Annotated in this window: 2 protein-coding genes and 1 pseudogene; 2 read left to right on the top strand and 1 reads right to left on the bottom strand. The window is 61.1% G+C overall.

The window, feature by feature from the left end; genetic code table 11:
- Nucleotides 1-208 (top strand): hypothetical protein (locus AC1DXV_RS34605; RefSeq protein WP_477938043.1); only part of this gene is annotated, 208 nt, incomplete at its 5' end.
- 157 nt (nucleotides 209-365) lie between these two features.
- Nucleotides 366-797, top strand: a complete 432-nt coding sequence (locus AC1DXV_RS34600) for a nuclear transport factor 2 family protein (RefSeq protein WP_477874240.1) — start codon at nucleotides 366-368, stop codon at nucleotides 795-797.
- Between the two features lie 424 nt (nucleotides 798-1,221).
- Here AC1DXV_RS34600 and AC1DXV_RS34595 read toward each other — a convergent pair.
- Nucleotides 1,222-1,434 (bottom strand): annotated as a pseudogene (locus AC1DXV_RS34595) (IS256 family transposase); the annotation flags it as partial.

The following is a 1,434-nucleotide window of genomic DNA, read 5'->3' as shown; positions in this document are numbered from 1 at the left end:
GCTCCTACTCGTCGCGTGCATGGCGGTGTCGTACTACTACCCCTACCCAAGTGGTAAGCGCCCGGATTTTCTGAGCCTGCTGATGCTCTGGGCACGCGAGGCATTCATCCTCGTCGTTGCGCTCGCTGGCCTTGTCGTACTCGGAATCTCCGCAGGCATCAAGTTCATCAGGAGCCTTCGGGAACCCGGCGCCGAGCGGAAAAGCTGACAAGACTGGCATCAGCCAGTCTTCAGCGAAGCGCTTCGCAGGCACACGTTGGCCGGAGATGCAACGGGTCGCCCCCCCAGGCCACCAGGCGAGACAGATGACAGGCAACATTCGGCCAACTGCTGTCGTTTGCGACAGACTGCTTCAGACGACCCCAATGTCCGAATTCCTCTTGGGCGTGCAACAGCTCGCCGGCAACCCGGAGGAGAATCTCGGAATGCCAACACATCAAACGGTAGAGACCTTCATCGAGCTGGTTGAAGGCGGCAACGGCATCGAGGCACTCAACAGGTTCTACGCCGAAAACGCTTCGATGCGTGAGAATCGGGCGCAACCCCGAGTCGGCAAGTCGGCGCTTCTCGCGCGCGAGATCGCCGCCCAAGCCTCCGTCCGGGACATGAGCGCCCGATGCGTTCGTCCCATCTTCATCGAAGGAGACATGGTGGTCATTCGATGGAAATTCGCCTACGTTGATGGTGAAGGCCGAGCCATTCACTTCGAGGAACTGGCCTATCAAAGATGGGCGGGCGACAGCATTCTGGAAGAGCAGTTCTTCTACGACCCAGGGCAGTTCAAGCCTCGCGTTTGAGGCGCTTGTCGGCCACGAGCAGCCCTTCGCGACCGGCTGCTTTGACGATCGGCCGGTGGCCCACGGGCCGCAATCTCGGTCCCGAATCGGAGAGCAGCCCCAAGCGCACCTGCATGCGTACACTGTGGTCCGTGGAATCGCTGCTCACTCTTGTCGATTCGTTCGTGGTCACTGCAGAACTTGCTCCGCAGCTCGACGGTCTCGAGCTGGGCAAGTGGTACGTCGTCGATGGCACGTTCGCTTCGGCAACGGAGCTGCCACCTCGCGGCAGTTGGGTTGAGGTGCAACTGCCGAACGGAGACTCCYGCCAGGTAGTGGTCGTGGGTTGCGAGATTCGGCATGGTGTTGCGGCGCTGTTGTTCAGGGGCTGTCAGGATTTCTGTGTGCGAGGCGGTTGAGATGAATTGGCTATTGGCCGACTCGCTTATCGACTGCCGTGCGCCGGCAGTGTGAATCGCTCTTCGTAGACCACAGCGAATTGGTTCATCGCGGGGCGCCACTCCTTGGCTGCGCGTCCCCAGTCAGCCGTGATGTTGCGCAGTGCCAGCCAGATCAGCTTGGTGGCCGCGTCGTCGCTGGGGAAGTGCCCGCGCGTCTTGATGATCTTGCGCGCCCGCGCGTCTTGATGATCTTGCGC

It is taken from the genome of Rhizobacter sp. P3_C12 (genome assembly GCF_056402735.1).
This window is presented reverse-complemented; position numbering and strand designations above follow the sequence as displayed.

Excerpts from the sequence above, each read along its gene's own strand:
- AC1DXV_RS34600 (WP_477874240.1), top strand. The coding sequence starts at position 366 with ATGTCCGAATTCCTCTTGGGCGTGCAACAGCTCGCCGGCAACCCGGAG.